The organism is Streptomyces hiroshimensis (assembly GCF_014650335.1).
Classification (GTDB): Bacteria; Actinomycetota; Actinomycetes; order Streptomycetales; family Streptomycetaceae; genus Streptomyces; species Streptomyces hiroshimensis.
In genome coordinates, this window is record NZ_BMUT01000001.1 from 198,682 (window position 1) to 218,983 (window position 20,302).

Annotated in this window: 19 protein-coding genes and 1 pseudogene; 17 read left to right on the top strand and 3 right to left on the bottom strand. The window is 73.1% G+C overall.

Features of this window, described 5'->3' with window-relative positions; genetic code table 11:
* Positions 1 to 43 precede the first annotated feature (43 nt).
* The 7 genes and pseudogenes from IE241_RS00785 to IE241_RS00815 all read left to right on the top strand — a co-directional run bounded on the left by IE241_RS00785 (position 44) and on the right by IE241_RS00815 (position 5,607).
* A complete protein-coding gene (locus IE241_RS00785) occupies positions 44 to 1,339 on the top strand; it encodes an ATP-grasp domain-containing protein (protein WP_229898654.1) in 1,296 nt (431 codons plus the stop codon).
* Between the two features lie 168 nt (positions 1,340 to 1,507).
* On the top strand, positions 1,508 to 2,089 hold the full coding sequence (locus IE241_RS00790) for a type 2 periplasmic-binding domain-containing protein (protein ID WP_190019589.1): 582 nt from the start codon (positions 1,508 to 1,510) through the stop codon (positions 2,087 to 2,089).
* A gap of 4 nt (positions 2,090 to 2,093) precedes the next feature.
* A complete protein-coding gene (locus IE241_RS00795) occupies positions 2,094 to 2,507 on the top strand; it encodes a DUF2000 family protein (protein ID WP_190019590.1) in 414 nt (137 codons plus the stop codon).
* Positions 2,508 to 2,715: 208 nt separating this feature from the next.
* Positions 2,716 to 3,129: a cell division protein SepF gene (locus IE241_RS00800; RefSeq protein ID WP_190019591.1), complete on the top strand. Its 414-nt coding sequence runs from the start codon at positions 2,716 to 2,718 to the stop codon at positions 3,127 to 3,129.
* Positions 3,130 to 3,153: 24 nt separating this feature from the next.
* The gene (locus IE241_RS00805) at positions 3,154 to 4,452 is read left to right on the top strand and encodes an AAA family ATPase (protein ID WP_229898655.1); all 1,299 of its coding nucleotides are present in this window, start codon (positions 3,154 to 3,156) and stop codon (positions 4,450 to 4,452) included.
* A pseudogene (locus tag IE241_RS00810) lies at positions 4,442 to 4,795 on the top strand (nucleotide pyrophosphohydrolase); the annotation flags it as partial. The gene IE241_RS00805 and the pseudogene IE241_RS00810, both read left to right, overlap by 11 nt.
* A 353-nt stretch (positions 4,796 to 5,148) precedes the next feature.
* Entirely contained in the window at positions 5,149 to 5,607 is a 459-nt protein-coding gene (locus IE241_RS00815; RefSeq protein WP_190019592.1) for a DUF6099 family protein, read from the top strand.
* A gap of 17 nt (positions 5,608 to 5,624) precedes the next feature.
* On the opposite strand, the gene IE241_RS00820 is transcribed toward IE241_RS00815, so the two are convergent.
* Complete coding sequence (locus IE241_RS00820) at positions 5,625 to 5,861, bottom strand: hypothetical protein (RefSeq protein WP_190019593.1); 237 nt, start codon at positions 5,859 to 5,861, stop codon at positions 5,625 to 5,627.
* A 248-nt stretch (positions 5,862 to 6,109) separates the two neighbouring features.
* Between IE241_RS00820 and IE241_RS00825 the strand changes: the two genes are divergently transcribed.
* The 8 genes from IE241_RS00825 (at position 6,110) to IE241_RS00860 (ending at position 15,959) form a co-directional block, all read left to right on the top strand.
* The gene (locus IE241_RS00825; protein WP_190019594.1) at positions 6,110 to 7,033 is read left to right on the top strand and encodes an LLM class F420-dependent oxidoreductase; all 924 of its coding nucleotides are present in this window, start codon (positions 6,110 to 6,112) and stop codon (positions 7,031 to 7,033) included.
* A gap of 68 nt (positions 7,034 to 7,101) precedes the next feature.
* Positions 7,102 to 8,055: a homocysteine S-methyltransferase gene (gene mmuM, locus IE241_RS00830; RefSeq protein ID WP_190019595.1), complete on the top strand. Its 954-nt coding sequence runs from the start codon at positions 7,102 to 7,104 to the stop codon at positions 8,053 to 8,055.
* 123 nt (positions 8,056 to 8,178) lie between these two features.
* A complete protein-coding gene (locus IE241_RS00835; RefSeq protein WP_190019596.1) occupies positions 8,179 to 8,607 on the top strand; it encodes a nuclear transport factor 2 family protein in 429 nt (142 codons plus the stop codon).
* Between the two features lie 150 nt (positions 8,608 to 8,757).
* On the top strand, positions 8,758 to 10,278 hold the full coding sequence (locus tag IE241_RS00840; protein ID WP_190019597.1) for a hypothetical protein: 1,521 nt from the start codon (positions 8,758 to 8,760) through the stop codon (positions 10,276 to 10,278).
* Positions 10,279 to 10,325: 47 nt separating this feature from the next.
* Positions 10,326 to 11,048, top strand: coding sequence for an NUDIX hydrolase (locus IE241_RS00845; RefSeq protein WP_190019598.1), 723 nt, complete (start codon positions 10,326 to 10,328; stop codon positions 11,046 to 11,048).
* Positions 11,049 to 11,082: 34 nt separating this feature from the next.
* Entirely contained in the window at positions 11,083 to 12,585 is a 1,503-nt protein-coding gene (locus IE241_RS00850) for a 3' terminal RNA ribose 2'-O-methyltransferase Hen1 (RefSeq protein ID WP_190019599.1), read from the top strand.
* The gene (locus IE241_RS00855) at positions 12,582 to 15,272 is read left to right on the top strand and encodes a polynucleotide kinase-phosphatase (RefSeq protein ID WP_190019600.1); all 2,691 of its coding nucleotides are present in this window, start codon (positions 12,582 to 12,584) and stop codon (positions 15,270 to 15,272) included. The genes IE241_RS00850 and IE241_RS00855 overlap by 4 nt, the downstream gene beginning before the upstream one ends.
* 231 nt (positions 15,273 to 15,503) lie before the next feature.
* Positions 15,504 to 15,959, top strand: a complete 456-nt coding sequence (locus IE241_RS00860; RefSeq protein ID WP_190019601.1) for a hypothetical protein — start codon at positions 15,504 to 15,506, stop codon at positions 15,957 to 15,959.
* Between the two features lie 39 nt (positions 15,960 to 15,998).
* On the opposite strand, the gene IE241_RS00865 is transcribed toward IE241_RS00860, so the two are convergent.
* Positions 15,999 to 16,466: a RidA family protein gene (locus IE241_RS00865; protein ID WP_190019602.1), complete on the bottom strand. Its 468-nt coding sequence runs from the start codon at positions 16,464 to 16,466 to the stop codon at positions 15,999 to 16,001.
* Positions 16,463 to 17,599, bottom strand: a complete 1,137-nt coding sequence (locus tag IE241_RS00870) for an acyl-CoA dehydrogenase family protein (RefSeq protein ID WP_190019603.1) — start codon at positions 17,597 to 17,599, stop codon at positions 16,463 to 16,465. The genes IE241_RS00865 and IE241_RS00870 overlap by 4 nt, the downstream gene beginning before the upstream one ends.
* Positions 17,600 to 17,808: 209 nt before the next feature.
* Here IE241_RS00870 and IE241_RS00875 point away from each other — a divergent pair, with 209 nt between their 5' ends.
* Together IE241_RS00875 and IE241_RS00880 are read left to right on the top strand one after the other, a co-directional pair.
* Entirely contained in the window at positions 17,809 to 19,470 is a 1,662-nt protein-coding gene (locus IE241_RS00875; protein WP_308433600.1) for an AMP-binding protein, read from the top strand.
* A complete protein-coding gene (locus tag IE241_RS00880; RefSeq protein ID WP_190019605.1) occupies positions 19,463 to 20,302 on the top strand; it encodes a PaaX family transcriptional regulator in 840 nt (279 codons plus the stop codon). The genes IE241_RS00875 and IE241_RS00880 overlap by 8 nt, the downstream gene beginning before the upstream one ends.

The following is a 20,302-nucleotide window of genomic DNA, read 5'->3' on the forward strand; positions in this document are numbered from 1 at the left end:
GCGAATACACGGAGATTGCGGAGATTGGCACGGGAGGATTCTTTTGGGCACCCAGCAGGATGTGCGCCGGCAGCGGAACGTGATTCTGGTCGACAGTTACGAGACCGCCGAGCACGGAGTTCCGCAGACGGCCCGCCACATCGCCCCGGCCTTTATCCGTGCCGGATATTCCTGCGTACGCGTCCAGAGTTCCGCGCAGCCGCCCGGCGTCTATGCGTCCTCGCGCCCGGCGCTGGAGAACTACGTCGCCAACCTCGTGCACGACGGCGACCTCGCCCGCACGGTGGCGGAGCTGCGGGCGTACGACCCGGTGGCCGTGGTGCCCGGCGGCGAGTACGGCGTGGCGTTCGCCGACGTGCTGAGCGAGGCCCTCGGGTTGCCCACCAACGGGACCGCCCTCAGCCGGGCCCGCCGGGACAAGGCCGAGATGGCGGAGGCCGTACGGCGGGCGGGCCTGCGCGCGGCGGAGCAGCTGCGGGCGGAGAGCGAGCAGGAGCTCGTGGACTGGCACCGCAAGCTCGGCGGCCGGATCGTCGTCAAGCCGCTCTCCAGCGCCGGCGGCGACGGGGTCGCCTTCTGCGACACCCCCGAGCAGTCGGCCGCGGCGTTCCGCCGCATCGTCGGGGCGGATGACATCTTCTCGCGGCCCAACACCGCCGTGCTGGCCCAGGAGTACCTGGTCGGCACCGAGTACATCGTCAACACGGCGAGTCTGGACGGCCTCCACCACGCCGCCGAGATCTGGCGCAGCTCGCGCTTCAGCGTCAACGGCATCCGCGACCTGTCGGGCGCGTGCTACATCGTCCCGCGCCGCGGCGAGGTGCAGGACCAGCTGGTCGAGTACGCCTTCGGGGTGCTCGACGCGCTGGGCGTCCGGCACGGTCCGGCGCACGTGGAACTCAAGATGACCCCGGACGGCCCGTGCCTCATCGAGGCCGGCGCCCGGCTGTCCGGCGGCGACCTGCCGCACTACGCGCGGCTGGCGGCGGGCGAGTCCCAGCTCGACTGGGCCGTCGACGCCTACGTACGGCCCAAGCGCTTCCTGGCGCGCCGGGGGGAGCCGTACGAGATAGACCGGTACTTCGCCTGGGTGGCGCTGATCTCACCGGCCGCCGGCCGGCTCAAGCAGTACCGGAACATCGAGGAAATCCGTTCACTGGAGAGCTTCCGCGAAATGTGGGAGCTGGTCCGGCCGGGGGAGGAGATTGTGCCGACCGTGGACGACACGACATACCCCGTGATCATCAATCTGATGCACGAGGTGGAAGAAGTTGTGCAGCGCGACATGGGAACGATTCGATATCTGGACGGGGCGGGATTCTATGAACTCGAGGGGTGAAGGCCACCGGTTCCGTACGCCGGTTCTCCGTCCGCCGGTCTTCCGTCCGCCGGTTCATCTGAACGACGTCCCCGAGGAGCGCACGCCGTGACCACGCAGACCGTAGACCTGAATTCAGCTCTGAATGCTGTAAGTGCTGTAAGTGCAGGCGCAGACGTTGACGAACTGATGGCGGCCGCTCCTTTCAGCGCCTACATCGACACCGCCACCCGCTACGCGTCCGTGGCCACGCTCGCCGACGACCCGGCGGGGCTCACCTGCAGCGTCACCGTCGGCACGCGCTGGGCGGCGACGGGCAAGGCCAGCCGGCTGCTCGGCTACCCCTCCTTCGAGGCGGCCGCCGCATCGGTGAAGGACGGGCGGAACGAGGCGCTCCTCGTGGCCGGCGCCTACCCGGAGATCCGCACGTTCTTCTTCGACCCCGAACTGCGGGCCGTGGAGGCCTTCGTCGGCCCGCTGCCGGACATGGTCTTCGCCGCCTCGCCGCAGGACGCGGACCTGGACCGGTTCGACGTCGTCCATTACCACCCGGCGACCAGGAAGCTCTTCGAGTCGCGCGTGAGCGACCGGACCACGGAGTCCTTCCACGCCACCTCCAACAGCGCCGCCTGCAAGGCCGCCCTGGCCCACGGCGACCGCGCCGCCGCCATCACCAACGCCACGTGTGCGGAGCACTACGGGTTGAAGGTCATCGAGGTGCTCTCCGAGGGCACCCCCATGAGCTTCGTCGTCTTCGAGCGGAGAAAATAACCGGATGTCAGAACTCCTCCGTACGGTGATCGCCGTCGACAAGTCCCTGGAAGCCGGCGCCGTCGCCAACGCGGCCGCCATCGTCATGGGCCAGCTGGCCCGGATCGACTCCAGGATCTACGCGGACGACGTGCGCGACGGCGACGGGGTGCACCACGCCGGCATCCGCTTCAACACCGTCGTCCTCTCGGGTCGTACCAGCCACTTGCTGCAACTGGCCGAGTCCGCCCGGGCGGAGGGGCTCAGCCCGGTGGTCTTCACCACCCGCGGGCAGGCGCTCAGCAACAGCTTCGACGACTACCGGGCCATGGTCGCCGGGGCCCCCTCCGGGGAGCTCGGCATCTGCGCGGTGGGCGTCGTCGGCGAGGACGCCGGCATCCGGGCGCTGACCAAGCGCTTCAGCGTCTACAAGGGCTGAGCCCGGTACAGGCTGAGACCGGTACAAGGGCCGAGACCGGAAGCCCTGCGGGCCACGCTCCCCACGCGCGCGTGGGGAGACAGGAGCGCCGGAGGACCGCGGTTGCGGCCCTCCGGCCCTCAGGCGTGTCATTGGTCCTGACGGGTGACGATTGTCCCTAGGATTGTGGGATGCATATAGCGAGCACGTTCCCCGGAGGGGTGAGCCGGTGAACAGGTCCGAGGCCACCGACGAGCAGTGGGAGGGTCTGGCCGAGGTCGTCCCGCTCCGTGGTCACCACGCATGGCCGTCATGGCCCAACCACCGGGCCCTGCCCGAGGACGAGCAGGAGCCCGATCCCAACCAGAGGCGCATGGTCGTGCTGCGGGTCCAGGTCTTCGCGGACGCCCGCGAGGTCGCCGAGCACCTGATGGCCCGGGTGCCGGTCCTGCTGGACCTCACCAGCGCCGACACGGATGTCGCCAAGCGCATCCTCGACTTCTCCAGTGGCGTCGTCTTCGGCCTGGGCAGCGGCATGCACCGGGTCGACACGAACGTCTTCCTGCTGGCCCCCGAAGGGACGGAGGTGGCGTCGGGATACCCCGATCGTAGGAAAAGTGATCAGCCGAAACGGTTTGGCTGAATATCTGTCACATACGGTCCGGGCATGGACACACGCTGTGCCCGACCGGACGCCCTTCCCGCCGTCGCTCCCGTCTCTTCCGCTCCTGCCCCCGTTCCTCCCGGCGGGCAGCGCCCCGCGGTGAGCGAGTTACGGCTCTCCGCCTTCAAATCCCACCGCAACGCCGTCTTCGCGCTCGGCCCGCTCACCCTCTTCCGGGGTCCGAGCGGCAGCGGCAAGTCCAGCGCCCTCCAGGCCTACGGGGCCCTCGCCCGGCTCGCCGGAGGCGACACCCTCGACGAAGCCCTCGCCGCGGTCGACGGCGGCCCCGCGGCCTGCGTCCCGCAGCAGGCCCGTCCCGACGCACAGGGCCGGCGCGGCTTCCGCATCGGCTGCACCGTGGAGGGGCCCGTGGGCCCCGTCCACCTCGACATCGCCGTCCAGGCCGAACCCGAGCTGCGCATCGTGGGCGAGCGGATGACGGCCTCCGGCCGCACCCTGCTCTCCACGGCCCTGCGCGATCCCGGCCGCCGCGCGGTGGAGGCCGCCTGGCACACGGCCGGCGCCGTCCCCGTCACCCGCGCACCCCTGCCGGACGACCGCCTCGGGACCGCCCTGCTGCCCCTGCGCGTCGCGGGCAAGACCGCCGGTCAGCGCCTCGTCCTCGACGCCGCCGAGCAGGTCGTCGTGGCGCTGCGCTCCGTCTTCGCCTGTGACCCCCGCCCCGAGCTCATGCGGGCGCCCGCCGCTGCCGGCGACGGGCGGCTGCGCGGCTCCTGCGACAACGTCGCCGCGGTCCTCGGCCGTACGCGCCACGAGTGCGCGACCCGCCATGCGGCGCTTGTGGCGGCGGTGGACGCGGGGTGCCGGGTGCCCGTGCACGAACTGGCGGTACGGGAGCAGGGCGACGGTCTCGTACGGGCCATGCTGGAGCGGAGGTCCGGGTCCGGGGCGGCGATGCCCCTGGAGCGGCTCGGGGACGGGGAGTTGCGCTACCTCGCCCTCTGCCTCGTGCTGATGACCGGCCCGGGGGTGCTGGACATGGATCCTGCCGCCGAGGTGCTGCAGGCGCGGCAGACCCTCACCGTCCTGGCGGACGACTTCGACCGCTGCCTGGATCCCCGGCAGGCGCGCGAGCTGCTCGCCCTGGCCGTGCGGATGGGGGAGCGGGGGCACGTCCGGCTGGTGGGGGCGGTGCGGGGGGCCGCGGATCCGGCAGTGCGCCCGGCCGCAGGTCCGGCCGCAGGCCGGGCCGCCGACCCGGATGCCTACCCGGCCGCCGGCCCGGATGCCGGTCCGGCCGTGGAAGGAGTGTCGGTGGTAGATCTTGGGGGTGAATCCTGAACACCGAGAAGAGGGGACCGGCGGCGGAGAGGGCGAGCTTCGGGTCCTGCAGCGCCGCCTGGCCGACTTCGCGGCGGCACGCCGCTGGCTTCCCTATCACACGCCCAAGAACCTCGTTGCGGCCCTGAGCGTCGAGGCGTCCGAACTCGTCGAGATCTTCCAGTGGTTGACGCCGGAGGAGTCGGCGCAGGTGATGGACCGGCCGGGGACCGCCGCCCGGGTCGAGGACGAGGTCGCGGACGTCCTGGCGTATCTCCTGCAGTTCTGCGAGGTGCTGGGCATCGACGCGGCGGCCGCGCTCGCCGCGAAGATCGAGCGCAACGAGAAGCGGTTCCCGCTGCCGGACCAGCCGGTTGAGCCGGACCGGTCGGTTGAGCCGGACCGGTCGGTTGAGCCGGACCGGTCGGTTGAGCCGGACCGGTCGGTTGAGCCGGGCCGGTCGATTGAGCCGGACCGGTCGGTTGAGCCGGACCGGCCGTCTCGGCCCGGCCGCCCGGACCACGACGCTCCGGATACACCCGGTCGTCACTCTCCGGAGTGATTGAGTTATCCACACCCCATCTGGTATCCACAGATTTCTGAATTCCCCTGGCGTTTCCGGCGGTTAGTCATCACTCTGGGTAGTGAACAGGTGTGGGCACGGCGCAGTCGGAAGCGCAGGCGAAGGCGCAGTCGGGAAGATGGGGGATTCAGGCCATGGATGCAGTGCGGCTCATCGGAGCCACCCGGGCGGCCCTGGCGCAGGCCAGGGCCGTCCACGACATCGTCACCGAGGCATGGCAGACGCAGGCGCTGGCGGGAGCGGTCGGCGGCCATCTCGCGGTGCACGGGCCCTTCGAGGCCCGCGCCGCCGCGGGAAGTCTGAGCGAGGCCGGCACCCGGGCGTCCGGCGCGCTGCGTCATACGCTGCGCGCCGGAGCGATACGGGCCGGGCAGCTCACCGAAGTGCGCGACCCCTGGGGCGCGTTGGCGGGGCTCTGCGGGCTCCTCGGCGAAGTGGGCATCGCCCTGGTGGGCGTGGCCTGCTCCTCCGGCGAGGACGCCATGTACTGGCAGTGCATAGAGGCGATCGACGCCGCCGATGAGACGAGCGACAGAGTCCGCTGGTTACAAAGACGGCTCGCGTCGCGCGAGCGGGAGGGTGGTGCCGCGTGAGGCGCGGGCGCGGGCGGTCAGCGGGCATCCCCTCCGTCGACGGACGCCGGGCGTTCGTCGCGCGGCTGCAGATCGGCGTCGAGCTGCGACAGATCGGCGTTGAGCGCTGCCATCAGCTCCTCCATCTGCTGCAGCAGGCCCTTGGGTGCGCCGGGCTGCCGGGCGGCGGGCGCGGCGGGTGCCGTTTCGTCCGGCACCTCGTCCGGCACCGTTTCAGCGGGCGCCGTCTCTTCGGGCACGGCTTCCTGGGTCATCGCGGCCTCCTCGGCCCCGGCCCTCCCGGTGCGGGAGAGCGGTGTTGCGGTCGTCGCCTCCGGCAGAGCACACCGGTGCGCGGGCCGGGCGGTCCGGCTCCGCCCGAGCCAACGACCACCGGCCGCGGCGGACACTGGCCGGGGCTCACCCGTCCGGCGGGGGCGGCGGAATTTCACCCGACCGGGGTGGGTGGACCGGGGCAGGGCACGGTCGGTTGACGCGCGTGGGGCAGTGCAGGATGGGAGGCATGGATCTGCGAATCTTCACCGAGCCCCAGCAAGGGGCGAGCTATGACACCCTGCTGACGGTCGCCAAGGCCACCGAGGACCTCGGCTTCGACGCCTTCTTCCGCTCCGACCACTATCTGGCCATGGGCTCCGCGGACGGCCTGCCCGGGCCGACGGATGCCTGGATCACCCTGGCGGGGCTCGCCCGTGAGACGAGCCGCATCCGGCTGGGCACCCTGATGACCGCCGGTACGTTCCGGCTGCCCGGCGTGCTCGCCATCCAGGTGGCCCAGGTGGACCAGATGTCGGGCGGGCGGGTCGAGCTCGGCCTCGGCGCCGGCTGGTTCGAGGAGGAGCACAAGGCGTACGGCATCCCCTTCCCCAAGGAGAAGTTCGGGCGCCTGGAGGAGCAGCTCGCGATCGTGACGGGCCTGTGGGAGACGGAGGCCGGCCGGACCTTCGACTTCGACGGCATGTACTACCAGCTCACCGAGTGCCCCGCGCTGCCCAAGCCCGCGCAGCGGAAGGTGCCCGTGCTCGTCGGCGGCCACGGAGCGAAGCGCACGCCGCGGCTCGCTGCGAAGTACGCCGACGAGTTCAACATCCCCTTCGCCTCGGTCGAGGACAGCGAGCGGCAGTTCGGCAGGGTGCGGGCGGCCGCGGAGGAGGCCGGCCGCAAGGGCGACGAGCTCGTCTACTCCAACGTGCTCGTCGCCTGCGTCGGCAAGGATGACGCAGAGGTCGCGCGGCGTGCGGCGGTCATCGGGCGCGATGTGGCCGAGCTCAAGGAGAACGGCCTGGCCGGCTCGCCCGCGGAGGTCGTCGACAAGATCGGCCGCTATGCGGCGATCGGCTCCTCCCGGGTCTACTTCCAGATCCTGGACCTGGACGACCTCGACCACCTGGAGCTGATCTCCTCGGAGGTCCAGTCCCAGCTGGGCTGAAGCCGGCCCCGGTGCCCCGGCGCCGCCGCACGACCGAGGAGCAATCGAGGAACAATCTAGGAGCACCTGTGACGCCCGTCCCCACCACCACCCCGTTCGCCGAAGCGGCGGCGCGCGGTCCGCTCGTCCTCGACGGCGGGCTGTCCAACCAGCTGGCGGCGCAGGGCTGCGATCTGTCCGACGCCCTGTGGTCGGCCCGGCTGCTCGCCGACGGCCCGAGGCAGATCGAGCAGGCGCACGCCGCCTATGTGCGGGCGGGCGCCCAGGTCCTCATCACCTCCAGCTATCAGGCCACGTTCGAGGGGTTCGCGCGCCGCGGCCTGGGCCGGGAGGAGGCCGCGGCACTGCTGCGGCGCAGCGTGGAGCTGGCGCGCGGTGCCGCGGAGCGCGAAGCCCCCGGGAAGGAGGTGTGGGTCGCGGCGTCCGTCGGCCCTTACGGCGCCTTCCTTGCCGACGGCAGTGAGTACCGCGGGCGTTACGGCCTGAGCATCGCCGAGCTGGAGCGTTTTCACCGGCCGCGGATCGAGACCCTGCTGGAGGCCGGGCCCGACGTCCTCGCGCTGGAGACCGTGCCCGACGTCGACGAGGCGGAGGCCCTGCTGCGGGTCGTGGAGGGCTGCGGGGTGCCCGTCTGGCTGTCCTACAGCGCGGCGGGCGGGCACACCCGCGCCGGCCAGCCGCTGCGCGAGGCGTTCGCGCTGGCCGCCGGGAACGACCAGGTCGTCGCCGTCGGCGTCAACTGCTGCACCCCCGCCGACGCCGACCGCGCCGTGCCGCTGGCGGCGGAGGCCGCCGGGAAGCCCGTCGTGGTCTACCCCAACAGCGGCGAGCAGTGGGATGCCGCGACCCGGTCCTGGACGGGCCGTCCGGCCTTCGCCCCCGAGCGCGTCACCGAATGGCGCGCGGCAGGCGCCCGTCTCATAGGCGGCTGCTGCCGCGTGGGCCCGGCCGAGATCGCAGCCCTGGCCCGCGCCCTCGGCGCCGGTCCCGGGCAGGGCCGGTCTTCCACGGACGTCCGCTGAGCCCCCAGGCGTTGTCAGACCCTCCCCCTACAGTCCTCGTAGTACTCGTAGTCCTCGCAGCCTTGGCAGTCCTTCCGGCCGGGGACGCGGGACGACGCCGGTGACGAAAGCGCGGGGGAGCAGATGAGCACAGCAGACATGCGGGAGTTCGGGATCGGGCTGTTCGAGCAATGGACGGCCATGTGGAACGGGGACAGCGCCTTGGCCGACCGGATCATGGCTCCCGAATTCCGGCTCCGCTACGCCCAGGCGGGCACCGAGTCCTTCGACGACGTCCGCCGGCCCGCGCAGCTCGTGGAGGTTATCGCGGGGTGGCACCGCGCGCGCCCCGGGCTGCGCTTCGCTGCCGAAGGGGTGGCGGCCGTCGACCTCGTCCTGGCCGACGGCGCGCCGTCGGGCCGGGTGGCGCGGCCCTACCGGGCGGCCTTCACCGAGGCGGACGGGAGCACGGTGGCCCGGAGCGGCATCGACATGCTCGGAGTGTCGGGCGGCTTGATCACGGAGGTGTGGTCGGTGTCCGGTGGGGTCGGCGGGCGGATGTTCTACCGCTGACCGTCTCCGTCGCGGCCCGCCCAACGTCACTGCACACACCGCCAGTTGGCGCAACCTCACGCCCGGGCCACGGGTTCACCACTAGCGTGGACACAGCGGACACGGACGTGCAATGTGCGTCCCAGGGGGTCCAGGACCGGGGGTGGGGAAATGTCCCAGGAATCCACGGAGACGACAGTCAGAGTGCGGCCGCCGGATCTGGCGCCGGGGGCGGTGATCGCCCAGTCCCTGGACAACCAGTGGGCGACCGCGGAGCTGACCAGGGAGATGGTCGCGAGGGGAAGATCGCTCGGCGAGGTCGGGGGCGCGCGGGAGAAGGAGGTGCGGGCCGAGTACTTCCGCAGCCTGATCAACACCCGCCAAGTGGTGGCCAACCGCGTGTTCTTCTACAACAACACCGCCGTCAGCCGCGACCTCGTGGCGGGCGGCGCGGCCCGCCGCGCCCACCAGAAGCTGCTGGCGCAGGCGGCCCTCGTGCCCTACCTGCTGAACGAGCGCGATCCCGCCGAGCGCCCGAGCACCGGCCTGGACTTCGACGAGAGGGCCTTCGCCGCCTGGCAGGAGACGCTCGAAGGGATGCCGGCCGGCGAGCACGTCAAGTGCGTCCGGTTCTCCTGGGAGGACCAGGAGAACCGGGACGCCACCAGGAGTGCCCTCTTCAACGCCTTCGCCGCACGGGTGCAGGGGCTGACCGCGAAGGACATCCCCCTGCTCGCCGCGCAGGTGGGCCTCCCGCGGCGGCAGCACGCGGCGTTCGCCGCCCGGATCGGCGAAGTGGTCCAGCTCAGCAACGAGCGCAGCATCCGCGGCGACCTCGTCACGCGGAACGTGCTCTACGAGGAGTTCGTGTCCGTGCCGGGCACGCCCGTATCCGAAGGCAGGTACGACAGGAACAAGCCGTTCGCCGGGGAGATCAAGCAGCTCCTCGACCTCATCTACAACGTCAACCTCGCCGACGCCCTAGGCATGTATCCGCTGACCCCGGCCGGCAGCCTGCGCAGGGTGGCCCTCCAGGAGTGGCGCGACATCCGTACGACACCCGCCGGGACGGTCACCGACCCCGAGCAGCTCCTGCTGTTCCTGCAGCGGCAGGCGTTCTCCACGGTCCAGGACCGGCTCGCCCTGACCCCCGCCGCGGTCGACACCCTCGCCCTGGAGGACATCTGCAGCCTGCGGCAGAGCGACCCGTGGAACGCCTACATACGCGCCTTCGACGAGCTGACCGCCGACCCGGCCTCCTTCCACGAGCGCGTCGGCCCCGTCTTCGCCCGCTACGTCCGGCTCAACTCCGAGATCGTCCGCCTCGCCGGGGCCCGCGGCGACCGCCGGGCCCGCGCCAACAAGTGGCTGCCCGTCATCGAGGTCGTCGTCACCGTCGGCGGCGCCGTCTTCACCGCCGTCACCGGCGACGAGGCCTGGAGCGTGGCCGGCAGCCTCGGCGGGGTCTCGGCCAAGTACGGCGGCTCCGTGCAGCTGGTGCTCCGCAACAGGCTGGAGGGCCGGCGCGAGCAGAAGTTCGCCCGCGAGATGGCCGCGGTCCGGTTCGACGGCACACGGGAGTGGGAAAGGTTCCACGACATGGTGCGCAAGCTGCCCGGGTACCGGGAGGAGGGCGGCTCCCCGGCCGCCACCGGCTCCGCCACCGTCCAGGACGAGCTCCCGGAGTACTGAGAGACGAGCTCCCGGAGTGCTGAGACCGGAGACCGGAGTACGAGGCAGTGCCAGAAGAGACCGCACCGACCCCCCATGACTACGACCGCCTGCGCGCCGCCCGCCCCGAGCTGTTCGGCAACTCCCCGGGCGGCATCGACATCCTCCTCGACCCGGCGGAGGTCGAGGAGGCCCGGCGCACCGCGGCCGCGGAGGACCCGGAGCCGCCGGTCGGCGTCGTCTACGCCGACCGCTTCGTCACCCTCGTCCGTGACGCCGTCCGCTTCCCCGGCGGCGCCCTGGGGCTCTATGTCCGCATGCTGTCCACCACCGCGAGCCCCGGCGCCGTCGTCCTCCCCCTCACCCGCGCAGGCGATGTCGTCCTCGTCGAGCACTACCGGCACGCCACCCGCTCCTGGCACTGGGAGGTGCCCCGCGGCATGGGTTCGCCGGGCGCCACCGGCGCGGAGAACGCCGTCCGGGAACTCGCGGAGGAAATCGGCGCGGAGGCCGCCGAATTGATTTCCCTGGGCCGGCTGCACCCCGACAGCGGTCTGCTCGGGGACCATGTCGAGCTGTTCGCCGCCCGTATCGACGGCTTCGGTTCCCCGGAGACCTCCGAAGGCATCCGCAAAATCGTCACCCGCCCCTGGCCCGAGGTGGCCGAGATGATTGCGGAAGGGTCGATCACCTGCGCGTTCACCATCGCCGTCCTCACCCGCGCCCTCCTGAAGGGGCTCCTGGGAAACCCGGGAAGGGAGAAGGGGAATACGGCGGGCGAAAAGAATTAGCAGCGGGTGCACGTCACCGGGGATACTCGATCGCGTGTTCCTGACGATATCCACCACCGGCACGACCGGATCCCCCGCGACCGACCTCGGATTCCTGCTGCACAAGCATCCCGACAAGGCGCAGCGGTTCTCGACCTCCCACGGCACCGCGCACGTCCTCTACCCCGAGGCCACGGCCGAGCGCTGCACCGCCGCGCTGCTGCTGGAGATCGATCCGGTCGCGCTGGTGCGGCGCTCCAAGGGCAAGGGCCGCGGCGGCGCGCCGGACTCCGCCCTCGCGCAATACGTCAACGACCGCCCGTACGCGGCGTGCTCGCTGCTCGCCGTCGCCCTCAGCAGCGTCTTCTCCACCGCTCTCAAGGGCCAGTGCGCCGCCCGGCCCGAGCTGCCCGAAGCGGCACGCCCGCTGCGCATCGAGGTGCCCGTGCTGCCCGCCCGCGGCGGCGCGGCGCTCGTGGAGCGGCTGTTCGCACCGCTGGGCTGGACGGTGTCCGCCGAGCCGGTCGCGCTGGACGAGCACTTCCCGCAGTGGGGCGACTCGCGCTACGTACGGCTGGTGCTGGAGGGCGAGCAGCGGCTCGCCGACGCCCTGCGCCACCTCTACGTCCTCCTGCCGGTGCTGGACGACTCCAAGCACTACTGGGTCGCGCCCGACGAGGTGGAGAAGCTCCTGCGCTCCGGCGAGGGCTGGCTGGAGGGCCACCCCGAGCAGCGCCTGATCGCCGGCCGCTACCTCGGCCGCCGCTGGTCGCTGACGCGCGACGCCCTGGAGCGCCTGGCCCTCGCCCGCCTCGCCGAGGCCGACGACAGCGAGGCCGAGGAGCTCGACAACGCCGTCGACGAGGAGACGGACACCGAGGAGCGGCCCACCCCGCTGGCCGTCCAGCGCCGCGAGGCGATCCTGGGCGCCCTGCGCGCCTCGGGCGCCGCGCGCGTACTCGACCTCGGCTGCGGCCAGGGCCAGCTCGTGGGCGAGCTGCTGAAGGACCCGCGGTTCACCGAGGTGGCCGGCATGGACGTCTCGGCGCGCGCCCTCGCGGTGGCCGCGCGGCGGCTGCGCCTGGACCGCATGACCGAGCGCCAGGCGGCGCGGGTCGCGCTGTTCCAGGGCTCGCTCGCGTACACCGACCGCAGGCTGGCCGGGTACGACGCGGCGGTGCTCAGCGAGGTGATCGAGCACGTCGACCTGCCCCGTCTGCCCGCCCTGGAGCACGCGGTGTTCGGCGCGGCCCGCCCCGCGACGGTCGTCGTGACGACCCCCAACGTCGAGTACAACGTGCGCTGGGAGACCCTCCCCGCCGGGCACGTGCGCCACGCGGACCACCGTTTCGAGTGGACCCGTGAGGAGTTCCGCGCCTGGGCCTCGCGCATCGCGCAGCAGTACGGCTACGAGGTGACGTACGCGCCCGTGGGGCCGGACGACCCGGAGGTCGGGCCGCCGACCCAGATGGGTGTCTTCACCCGCACCGAGCACGCAGAGAAGCACGCAGAGAAGCACGCAGAAAAGAACGACAAGAGGCAGGAGAAGGCCGCATGACCACAGCAACCGCCCCCGCGGCCGCCAAGCGCACTCTCCCCGTCACCGACCTCTCCCTCGTGGTGCTGGTCGGCCCGACGGGCTCGGGCAAGTCGACCTTCGCCCGCAAGCACTTCAAGCCCACCGAGGTGCTCTCCTCGGACTTCTGCCGCGGCCTCGTCGCCGACGACGAGAACGACCAGAGCGCCAGCGGCGACGCCTTCGACGTGCTGCACTACATCGCGGGCAAGCGCCTCGCCGCGGGCCGTCTCACCGTGATCGACGCGACCAACGTCCAGGCCGAGGCCCGCCGTCAGCTGGTCCGCGTCGCCCGGGAGCACGACGTGCTGCCCATCGCGATCGTCCTCGACCTGCCCGAGGGCGTGTGCGCCGCGCGCAACGCCGCCCGCCCGGACCGCGCCCACCTGCCCCGCCACGTCATCCAGCGCCACCGCCGCGAGCTGCGCCGCTCGCTGCGCGGCCTGGAGCGCGAGGGCTTCCGCAAGGTGCACGTCCTGCGCAGCGTCGAGGAGGTCGAGTCCGCCGAGGTCGTCCTGGAGCGCCGCTACAACGACCTCAGGCACCTCACCGGCCCCTTCGACATCATCGGCGACATCCACGGCTGCAGCTCCGAGCTGGAGACGCTCCTCGCGACGCTGGGGTACGAGGACGGCGTCCACCCCGCGGGCCGCACGGCCGTCTTCGTCGGCGACCTCGTCGACCGCGGCCCCGACAGCCCCGGCGTGCTGCGCCGCGTCATGGGCATGGTCGCCTCCGGCAACGCCCTGTGCGTGCCCGGCAACCACGAGAACAAGCTCGGCCGCTGGCTCAAGGGCAAGAAGGTCCAGCCGACCCACGGGCTGGCCGAGACCATCGAGCAGCTGGAGCGCGAGGACGCCCGCGACCCCGCCTTCCGCGCGCAGGTCCAGGAGTTCATCGAAGAGCTCGTCAGCCATTACGTGCTCGACGGCGGCAAGCTGGTGGTCTGCCACGCGGGCCTGCCGGAGAAGTACCACGGCCGCACCTCGGGCCGCGTCCGCTCGCACGCGCTGTACGGGGACACGACGGGCGAGACCGACGAGTTCGGCCTGCCCGTGCGCTACCCCTGGGCCGAGGACTACCGCGGCAGCGCCGCCGTGGTCTACGGCCACACCCCCAACCCGTCGGCCACATGGCTGAACAACACCATCTGCCTGGACACCGGCGCCGTCTTCGGCGGGAAGATGACCGCGCTGCGCTGGCCCGAGCGCGAGCTGGTGGACGTACCGGCCGAGCAGGTCTGGTACGAGCCGGCGCGGCCCCTGGCGAGCGAGGCGCCCGGCGGGGAGGACGGCCGTCCGCTCGACCTGTCCGACGTCACCGGCCGCCGCGTCGTCGAGACCCGGCACATGGGCCGCGTCGCCGTGAAGGAGGAGAACGCCGCGGCAGCGCTGGAGGTCATGAGCCGCTTCTCCGTCGACCCGCGGCTGCTGCCCTACCTCCCGCCGACCATGGCGCCGTGCGCGACCTCCCAGGAGGAGGGCTACCTGGAGCACCCGGCGGAGGCCTTCGCCGCCTACCGGGCCGACGGGGTGCGGCAGGTGGTCTGCGAGGAGAAGCACATGGGCTCGCGGGCCGTGGTGCTGGTGTGCCGTGACGCGGATGTCGCCCGGGAGCGTTTCGGCGTCGGCGGCGGGGTGAGCGGCGCGCTGTACACCCGTACCGGCCGGCCGTTCTTCGACGACCCCGCGATGACCGAGCGCATCCTGCGCCGGCTGAGCACGACGGCCGGTGCGGCCGGGCTGTGGGAGGAGCTGGAGACCGACTGGCTGCTGCTGGACACCGAGCTCATGCCCTGGTCCCTCAAGGCACAGGGGCTCCTGCGCCACCAGTACGCGGCCGTGGGGGCCGCGTCCGGTGCGGTCTTCCCGGGTGCGATCGCCGCGCTGGAGTCGGCGGCGGAGCGCGGGGTGGACGTGTCCGGGCTGCTGGACCGGCAGCGCGAGCGGGCCGCGGACGCCGCCGCCTTCACCGAGGCGTACCGCCGCTACTGCTGGACCACCGGCGACAGCGCGCAGGGCTGGCCGGGGGAGCAGGCGGAGACGCACTCCCTGCGCCGGGTCGGCGCCAGGGGCACGGACGGCCTGGACGGCATCCGGATGGCGCCGTTCCAGATCCTGGCGGTGCAGGGCCGCAGCCTGGCCGCACTTCCGCACGACCAGCAGCTCGCCCTGATCGACCGGATGATCAAGGCGGAGACGCACGGCACGGAGGCGAACAACGGCCTCTGCGCGTACACCCCGGTGTACATGAACCGCCTGCTCGCCCCGACCCGCCGGCTCGTCGTCGACACCGAGGACGAGGCGTCGGTGGCCGCCGGCGTGCAGTGGTGGCTGGACCTGACCGGCGCCGGCGGCGAGGGCATGGTCGTCAAGCCGCTGCAGGCGCTCGTACGGACGGAAGGCGGGCGGCTCGTGCAGCCCGGCGTCAAGTGCCGCGGCCGGGAGTACCTGCGGATCATCTACGGTCCGGAGTACACCCGCCCGGACAACCTGACGCGGCTGCGCGCACGCCACCTCGGCCACAAGCGCTCGCTGGCCCTGCGCGAGTACGCGCTCGGGCTGGAGGCGCTGGACCGGCTGGCGGAGGGCGAGCCGCTGTGGCGGGTGCACGAGGCGGTCTTCGGGGTCCTCGCCCTGGAGTCGGAGCCGGTCGACCCGCGGCTGTAGCGCCGCGGGCCGGGTGCGCCCGGGGTCCGGGGCCGGGTGTTTACGGCCCCGCCTTTCCCGCGTTGTGGGCAATCGTGCCGCTGGGGCGGCACGGGTGGGCACAACGGCACCCGCAGGCGGGGACGGCGATTGCGCCCGGGGCGGGGGGCCGCGCCCGGGGCAGTTCCGGGTTTCCGCCCGTACGGGCGGCCTCCGCTCGCCACCCCGCAGGGGCGACGGCATGCTGGCCGCATGAGTACCCCGCATCCGGGCGGCGGCGAGCCTGCGCACGGCCAGTGGGCGCCGCCGCATGCCCACGCCCGCAAGGGGCGCCGCAAGTGGCCGTGGGTGCTGCTCGCCGCCGTGCTCCTGCTGGCCGGCGGGTGCGCGGCGCTCGTCGTCGGGCTCGCCGGCGAGAGCGACAAGACGGTCCGGGTGCGGTACGAGGTCACCGGCAGCGCCAAGGACGTGGCCATCGCGTACACCACCTGGCAGGGCGGGGCCCTGGTGACGCAGAAGGAGAGCCACCGGGAGCTGCCCTGGCGCAAGGAGCTGGAGACGAAGGGCTTCGTGAAGGGCGGGCTGCTGGCCGTCACGACGGGGAAGGGCGGTGGTACGGTCTCCTGCTCCGTGACGGTGAACGACCGCAGGCCGTGGACCGCCACGGCGTCCGGCCCGGAGGCGACGGCGACCTGCTCGGGCTTCTGAGCGGGCCCGGTAGGGAGCTCGGCGGGCGCGGGACGGAGCTCACGGCAGCATCGCGATGCCGTCCAGCTCCACCAGCGCCTCCTCGTCCCACAGCCGCACCGCGCCGATGACGGCCATGGCCGGGTAGTCCCGCCCGGCCAGCCGCCGCCAGATGGCGCCCAGTTCCCGCGAGTGCGTCCGGTAGGCGGCGACGTCGGTGGTGTAGACGGTGACGCGTGCGAGGTGCTGCGGAGTGCCGCCCGCGGCGCGCAGGGCGGCCAGCAGATTGCCCAGGGCCCGCTCGAACTGCTCCGGCATGCCTCCGGGCACGATACGGCCGGCGCTGTCGAGTGCTGTCTGCCCGGCGAGGAAGACGAGCCGGCCTCCGGTGACGCCGGCCGTGACCGCGTGCGAGAAGCCGGTGGGCGGGGAGAGCTCCGGCGGGTTGACCCGCCGGAGCTCTCCGGTCCCGCCCGGCGCCGCCGTGCTCCCGCTCTCCTCGCGGCCCGGCGCAGTCGTCTCGTTCACCGGTACAGCTCCTTCGCGATGATCGTGCGCTGGACCTCGCTCGCGCCCTCGTAGATCCGCGGCGCACGTACCTCCCGGTACAGGTGCTCCAGCAGGTGACCCCGGCGCAGGGCGCGGGCGCCGTGCAGCTGGACGGCCGCGTCCACGACGTACTGCGCGGTCTCGGTGGCGAAGAGCTTGGCCATCGCCGAGCGGGCCGCGATGCCGGGCTCGCCCGCGTCGTACGCCGCGGCCGCCGCGTACACCAGCAGCGCCGCGGCCTCCGTGCGGGTGGCCATCTCGGCGAGCTGGTGGGAGACGGCCTGCAGGTCCTTCAGGGGGCCGCCGAACGCGCGCCGCTCCCCGGCGTGGGCGACGGCCGCGGCGAGGGCGGCGCGCGCCATGCCGACGGCGAAGGCCCCCACGCTCGGCCGGAAGAGGTCGAGCGTGCGCATGGCGACGCGGAAGCCGCCGCCCGGCACGCCGAGCACGTCCCCTGCGCCGACCGGCACGCCGTCGAACGTCAGCGTGCCGATGGGGTGCGGGCTGAGCATGTCCAGGCTCCGGCCGGAGAGCCCCGCACTGTCGCCCGGCACGAGGAACGCGGTCACGCCCCGCGAGCCGGGCGCCTGCCCCGTGCGGGCGAAGACGGTGTAGACGTCGGCCTCGGGGGCGTTGGAGATCCACGTCTTCTCGCCCGAGAGCCGCCAGCCGTCCCCGGCGCCGGACGGGTCCGGCTCGGCGCACAGCTCCAGCGCCGCCGCGTCGGACCCGGCCGCCGGCTCGCTCAGCGCGAACGCGGCCACGGCCCGGCCCGCGACGACCTCCGGCATCCAGCGGGCGCGCTGCCGCGCGGAGCCGGACTGCACGACGGGGTACGCGCCGAGCCCCTGCAGGGCGAGCGCGGTCTCGGCCTCCGTGCACTCCCGCGCGAGGGACTCCCGCAGCAGGCACAGGTCCATGGCGCGCACCGGTTCGTCCGCGGGGAAGAGCCGGGCCAGCAGGCCGTGTTCGCCGAGGGCGGCGACGAGGGGCCGGTTGACACGGCCCGGCTCACCGCCGGCCGCCAGCGGGCGCAGCCGCTCCGCCGTGAGCGTGCGCAGATCCGCGCACCAGGCGCGTTGTTGCGGGTCGAGGGCGAACGGGGTGACCATGGGCGGCCCCTTCGTGGTCCTTCGTGGTCTCGCGCGGTCGTGTTCGCGGCCGTGTCCACGGTGGTGTTCGTGGACGCTCGCGGCCGCGTGGCGTGCTTATCGCGATCTGTTGACTGCCGTCACCAAGTCGCTACGCTGACAGCGGATCCGCACGGCTGGCAAGACCCCCGTTCACCTCCATGTCACCGGCGCGAGGGGGCGCATCAGCGATGGCAGCGACCGAGCTTCAGCCGTCGGCCCACGTCGACACCTTCCCGCGCGACCACCTCCCGCCCGCAGACCAATGGCCCGACCTGCAGCACCGGAGCGGCGCCCTGCCGGCCTACCCGCCCCGCCTCAACTGCGGCGCCGAGCTCCTCGACGCCACCGTGGCCCGGCTGGGCCCGGACCGCCCCGCCGTGCACGACGGCGCCGGCGGTCTGTGGACCTACGGCCGGCTCGCCGCCCACGTCGACCGCATCGCCCACACCCTCACCGACGACCTCGGCGTCGTCCCCGGCAACCGCGTCCTGCTGCGCGGCCCCACCACCCCCTGGCTCGCCGCCTGCTGGCTCGCCGTGATGAAGGCCGGGGCCGTGGCCGTCACCGTCCTGGCGGCCCAGCGCCCGCAGGAACTCGCCACGATCTGCGAACTCGCCCGCATACGGCACGCCTTGTGCGACGCCCGGTCGCTCGACGGCCTCGACGCCCTCGCGCAGGCCCCGGAGCCCCTGCGCGTCACCCCGTACGGCGGCGACACCCCGGGCGACCTGCTGCACCTGGCCGCGGACAAACCCTCATCGTATGCGGCGGTGGACACCTCCGCGGACGACGTCGCCCTCATCGCCTTCACCTCCGGCACCACCGGACGCCCCAAGGGCTGCATGCACTTCCACCGCGACGTCCTCGCCATAGCCGACACCTTCTCGGCGCACGTCCTGCGGCCCCGCCCCGACGACGTCTTCGCCGGCAGCCCGCCCCTGGGGTTCACCTTCGGCCTCGGCGGCCTGGTGATCTTCCCCCTGCGGGCGGGCGCCGCCACCCTGCTGACCGACTGGCGCGGCCCCGAACAGCTCCTCGCCGACGTCCGGCGCCACCGCGTCTCCGTGCTCTTCACCGCACCCACCGCCTACCGCTCGATGCTGGAGCGGCTCGACACCGAGCCCGCCACGTACGACGTCTCGTCGCTGCGCCGCTGCGTCTCCGCCGGCGAACACCTGCCCGCGGGCCTCTGGCACGCCTGGCGGCAGGCCACCGGGCTGCGCGTCATCAACGGCATCGGCGCGACCGAGATGCTGCACATCTTCATCTCCGCCGCCGACGACGCGATCCGCCCCGGCACCACCGGCCTTCCCGTCCCCGGCTACGAGGCACGCGTCGTCGGCCCCGACGGCCGGCCGCTGCCGGACGGCGAACCGGGGCTGCTGGCCGTGCGCGGCCCCACGGGCTGCCGCTACCTCGCCGACGAACGGCAGCGCGCGTACGTTCGCGACGGCTGGAACCTCACCGGAGACACCTATGTCCGCGAGCCCGGCGGCCACTTCCGCTACGTCGCCCGCGCCGACGACATGATCATCTCGGCCGGGTACAACATCGCCGGGCCGGAGGTGGAAGAGGCCCTGCTGCGCCACCCCGACGTCCTGGAGGCGGCCGTCGTCGGGCGCCCGGACGAGCGGCGCGGCGAGATCGTCGTCGCCTACGTGGTGCTCCGGGCGGGGGTGCCGCGCACCGCGGAAACGGCGGCGGCGCTGCGGGAGTTCACCAAAAAGGAGATCGTTCCCTACAAGTGCCCTCGCGAGATCGAGTTCCCAAAGGCCCTTCCCCGCACGCCCACCGGCAAGCTGCAGCGCTTCCGGCTGCGTCACGGCGCTTTACAGTTTCCCCGTGACTGACCAGCAACCACTCCATACTCCTCGGTCCCTCATCGTCACTTTCTACGGCGCGTACGGCCGCGGCGGCGCCCGCCATACGGGCGGACGGCCCGTGCCGATCGCGTCCCTGATCCGGTTGCTGGGTGCCGTGGGCGTGGACTCGCCCTCGGTGCGGTCGGCCGTCTCGCGCCTCAAACGGCGCGGCCTGCTCGTCGCGGACCGTACGCCCGACGGCGCCGCGGGCTACGGGCTCTCGGAAGCCGCCCGGCAGCTCCTCGACGACGGCGACCGGCGCATCTACGGCCGGGCCGCCACGCGGACGGCCGGCGGCTGGCTGCTGGCCGTGTTCTCCGTGCCCGAGGAGGAGCGCCACAAGCGGCACCTGCTGCGCTCGCGGCTGGCCCGGCTCGGCTTCGGGACCGCGGCCCCCGGGGTGTGGATCGCTCCCGCCCACGTCCACGACGAGACGCGGCACACGCTGCAGCGGCTCGGACTCGCCTCGTACGTCGACCTGTTCAAGGGCTCCCACCTCGGCTTCGAGCCGACCGCGGAGGCCGTGGGCCGCTGGTGGGACCTCGATGCCCTGGCCGGGCAGCACCGCGCCTTCCTGGCCGCCCACGAGCCGGTGCTGCGGCGCTGGGCGCGGCGGCGGGTGGTGCCGCCGCGCGACGCCTACCGCGACTATCTCCTCGCGCTGGACTCGTGGCGGCACCTGCCGTACGCGGACCCCGGCCTGCCGGGCGGCCTGCTGCCGGCCGACTGGCCCGGGGTGCGGGCGGCGCGGGTGTTCGGGGCGCTGCATTCGCGGTTGCGGGAGGCGGGGGCGCGGTTTGTGGCGGGGGAGTTGGCGTGA

Coding starts and splice junctions, on each gene's coding strand:
- IE241_RS00790 (WP_190019589.1), top strand. CDS start 1,508: ATGGCGGCCGCTCCTTTCAGCGCCTACATCGACACCGCCACCCGCTAC.
- IE241_RS00795 (WP_190019590.1), top strand. CDS start 2,094: ATGTCAGAACTCCTCCGTACGGTGATCGCCGTCGACAAGTCCCTGGAA.
- IE241_RS00805 (WP_229898655.1), top strand. CDS start 3,154: ATGGACACACGCTGTGCCCGACCGGACGCCCTTCCCGCCGTCGCTCCC.
- IE241_RS00815 (WP_190019592.1), top strand. CDS start 5,149: ATGGATGCAGTGCGGCTCATCGGAGCCACCCGGGCGGCCCTGGCGCAG.
- IE241_RS00820 (WP_190019593.1), bottom strand. CDS start 5,861: ATGACCCAGGAAGCCGTGCCCGAAGAGACGGCGCCCGCTGAAACGGTG.
- IE241_RS00825 (WP_190019594.1), top strand. CDS start 6,110: ATGGATCTGCGAATCTTCACCGAGCCCCAGCAAGGGGCGAGCTATGAC.
- IE241_RS00835 (WP_190019596.1), top strand. CDS start 8,179: ATGAGCACAGCAGACATGCGGGAGTTCGGGATCGGGCTGTTCGAGCAA.
- IE241_RS00840 (WP_190019597.1), top strand. CDS start 8,758: ATGTCCCAGGAATCCACGGAGACGACAGTCAGAGTGCGGCCGCCGGAT.
- IE241_RS00855 (WP_190019600.1), top strand. CDS start 12,582: ATGACCACAGCAACCGCCCCCGCGGCCGCCAAGCGCACTCTCCCCGTC.
- IE241_RS00860 (WP_190019601.1), top strand. CDS start 15,504: ATGAGTACCCCGCATCCGGGCGGCGGCGAGCCTGCGCACGGCCAGTGG.
- IE241_RS00870 (WP_190019603.1), bottom strand. CDS start 17,599: ATGGTCACCCCGTTCGCCCTCGACCCGCAACAACGCGCCTGGTGCGCG.
- IE241_RS00875 (WP_308433600.1), top strand. CDS start 17,809: ATGGCAGCGACCGAGCTTCAGCCGTCGGCCCACGTCGACACCTTCCCG.